Source organism: Limnohabitans sp. (assembly GCF_040400975.1).
GTDB lineage: Bacteria > Pseudomonadota > Gammaproteobacteria > Burkholderiales > Burkholderiaceae_C > Limnohabitans_A.
Genome location: NZ_JBBAPF010000073.1, coordinates 1 through 2,811 on the forward strand (window position 1 = coordinate 1; position 2,811 = coordinate 2,811).

A 2,811-nucleotide genomic window follows, 5' to 3' on the forward strand; every position below is an offset into this window, starting at 1 on the left:
GCTTGTCCTTCACAGTGGCCTGCCAATCGTCCTCTGGCCGTGTGAAAGCGACAGGGCCCAAGACCGTGCCTTTGTTGGAGGTGTTGTAGTGCTTGCCCTGGCGCTCAGGCAAGTTCAGAGCGGAGCGGGACACCATCGTCATCATCTCCACTTGTGGGATGGTTGCCGTGCCGCGTGCCAAAGACCGACGTGCCCGGACCGTGTCCTCTGTCTTGAAGATGTACACGCTCCGCTTGACATAGCTCCGCGTCTTGTCCTTGGAAGCCTCCTCGCCCTCAGCGCCGTCGTCGCCCGCGCCATCGTCCTCCCCAACTGCCGCCCCGTCCTCCTCAGACTTATTATTGGTTCCCGCGTCTGCCGAACCCTTGAAGGGATTGACCATGTTGTTGACGTTGCCTCAATCATAGCAGTTGTGAAAGGAGTAAGCAAATGCAAGAATCATATACCAATTTGACATACAATTGTGCACGCATCATGTGTAAGTGTTGGGGGTACCGTGGCGCCCGCCATCGAGCAGCAGCGCCACCTCGCCAACGTTCAAGCTTGGTTTCTGGTCGGAGTTGCCGTGCCAACGAGCCTCGAGGATGGTGGAGACTAGTTTCTCGTAGAACTTGTCCTGGAAGGGGGATCCGCAAGTGCGGGGTAGTGATTGCTTCGCCGCTAAGCTTGACATCGAAATGGAAGATGACCAAGCCGGTCAAGTCGCCGTTCGCTTTGCCCAGGCAACTGGACTGCACCTCGGGCACCAGAGCAGCGAGGTTGGCGGGGCACACGACGACCTTTGTGTACTGCCTGGCCAGCCGGGCTGCGGCCGCCTCCCACTGGGCCCGGGTGTCCTCCGCCATGTTCGAGAGAGCCTCCTCAATCGGGGTGTTGATGTCCGCAGGCGTCGGCGTAGATGTTGCCAAAGGTGCCGTTTCCGAAGTCGCCGCGGTAACAACCGACTTGCCTGCAGCTTGCCCCGCATCAATTGTGGGGACTGCTGGAAGCCGTTCCTTGGAGAGCAAGTCCAGGACCCCATCGAGGTCCTCCTTGATCAGCGCGTACTCGGCCACCTCTGCTGCTGCCTTGTTGTTGCGCACGCCCACGCGCAAGGTGCTGTCGAACTGGTCGCCGTAGACAATGGCCTTCCAATCGGCGTTTGCGTATGTATGTGCGTGTGAGTGCGGTGATATGTGGATGGTGGGGCTGTAACGCTGCCATGCACAAAACACATATTTCAAAAAAAGGGCCGGTGGCCTCAACGAGTTCAATGTACTTAACGGTGCTGGGTTTCTCCGCTGACTGCCACGACAAGTCAGCAGGTGGCATCTCCGAGTAGTTGCAGATACGCTTCCTCACGTTCGTGTGGTCGGCGAGGACGCCGCGGATGGTGGCTTTGGCCGCATTGTCAAAGGGGTGCCGGTCGAGGAAGTCGACCAAGAGGAACGCATGGAAACCGGACTTCAGCAAGTAGACGTCCACTGTTTCTTGTTTCATCTTCGCGACGGTGAACTCTGACGCATCCACCCAGCCCATCCTCAATGAGTCCACCATCGCCACGAACACCCACTCGATGCCCTTCGGCGTCTTCGCCCGGTCCACCACTACCTGGAGCTTGTAGACGCTGTTCAGAGGGGAGCTGACGCCACACGAGTCATCGAGGTGCTCGAGCGCGGTCCGGGCCATGTCCAAGCACAACACCCGGGATTCAATGGTCAAGGAGGTGTCGACAAAGGAGCTGGTGATGGGTTCACTGGACCTGGCCAACTTCACTTTGCTCGAAAAATGCGCGGCCAACTTTGCGGCCGTGCAGCGGCCGCCGCGGGATTCAAGCAAGTGTTTCTCCCTGACAATCATTTGCACCCGTTGGATCGCCGTCCACCCGACCTGGCTGGCCTCCGCGATGGCATCCTCTCTGAGTTGGAAAGACCTTGTGCTGAGTTGCTTCTCATCGCACCTGACAAAGGTCATCTCGACGCTGAGGAACAGGCGCCGCCATGTCCTGATAGTGGAGTCATCCTTGCCTGATTTAATGTCCTGGTAGCAGGCCTTAAGGGCGGCATGGGCGAACTCGCAAGGACTCACCATGCGCAAGGCCCCTTTCATCTCCATGACTGGGCACTTGTCCTCAATGATGCCGATCACCATGGGGTGCGGGAGCTTGCCTGGAAGGTCGCATTTGTAGTGATGCTCGATGACATCGTCGATGCTCCGCCGGCTCACTTTCACGCCAGGGGTAGGTGTCCACAGATGGTTGGCCCAGAAGAAGACGCCGCCACAAGTGTAGCTGCAGGCCTGCCCGCTCTCCAAGCCACGCATCATGGCAGCGTTGAAGTCCTTGAGGTCGAATGGAGCCGTGTGGGAACAAGTTTAATGGAGTGACTGACATACTTGTGACTATAGAGTGACCAGCAACATTAGGGAAACAAGTGACAGAAAGGGGTCACCATGTGGCCGCCGTTGGCGATGTCCAGAGGCATGGCCTGTTCCAAGTCCTTCAGGATGGCATTGCCGAGGATCTCTTCGAGCCACATCTGGACCTCAGAGTAGTGCTGGCTGTTCACAGAGGCCAGGGAAGCCGGCACGACAGCCAAGGGGTCCACATCCGGCGCTGCCGTCGCAGCGGCAGCGCCAGAAGCCTTGCGCTTGGTTCACCCCCCATCACGGCGGTGGCAACCCGGCAAACCAACAGGCCATGGACCCTCAACCAAAACACTCGCAGCACGTGTTAGCACGCAAGAGAGGGATGTCCGTGTCGTGTGGTGTGGCTGGGACAAAACAGTGAATGTGCGTGTGTGTGTGTGTTGTGTGTGTGCGTGCGTGCGTGTG

At 58.4% G+C, this 2,811-nt stretch carries 3 protein-coding genes; all 3 read right to left on the bottom strand.

From position 1 onward, the window contains the following. Positions 1–382: hypothetical protein (locus ABWQ00_RS15765; protein WP_353239606.1), on the bottom strand; the 382-nt coding region annotated here is incomplete at its 3' end. A gap of 584 nt (positions 383–966) precedes the next feature. After that, positions 967–2,304, bottom strand: a complete 1,338-nt coding sequence (locus tag ABWQ00_RS15770) for a hypothetical protein (protein WP_353239607.1) — start codon at positions 2,302–2,304, stop codon at positions 967–969. Between the two features lie 95 nt (positions 2,305–2,399). Continuing rightward, positions 2,400–2,576, bottom strand: coding sequence for a hypothetical protein (locus tag ABWQ00_RS15775; protein ID WP_353239608.1), 177 nt, complete (start codon positions 2,574–2,576; stop codon positions 2,400–2,402). Between the last annotated feature and the right edge of the window lie 235 nt (positions 2,577–2,811).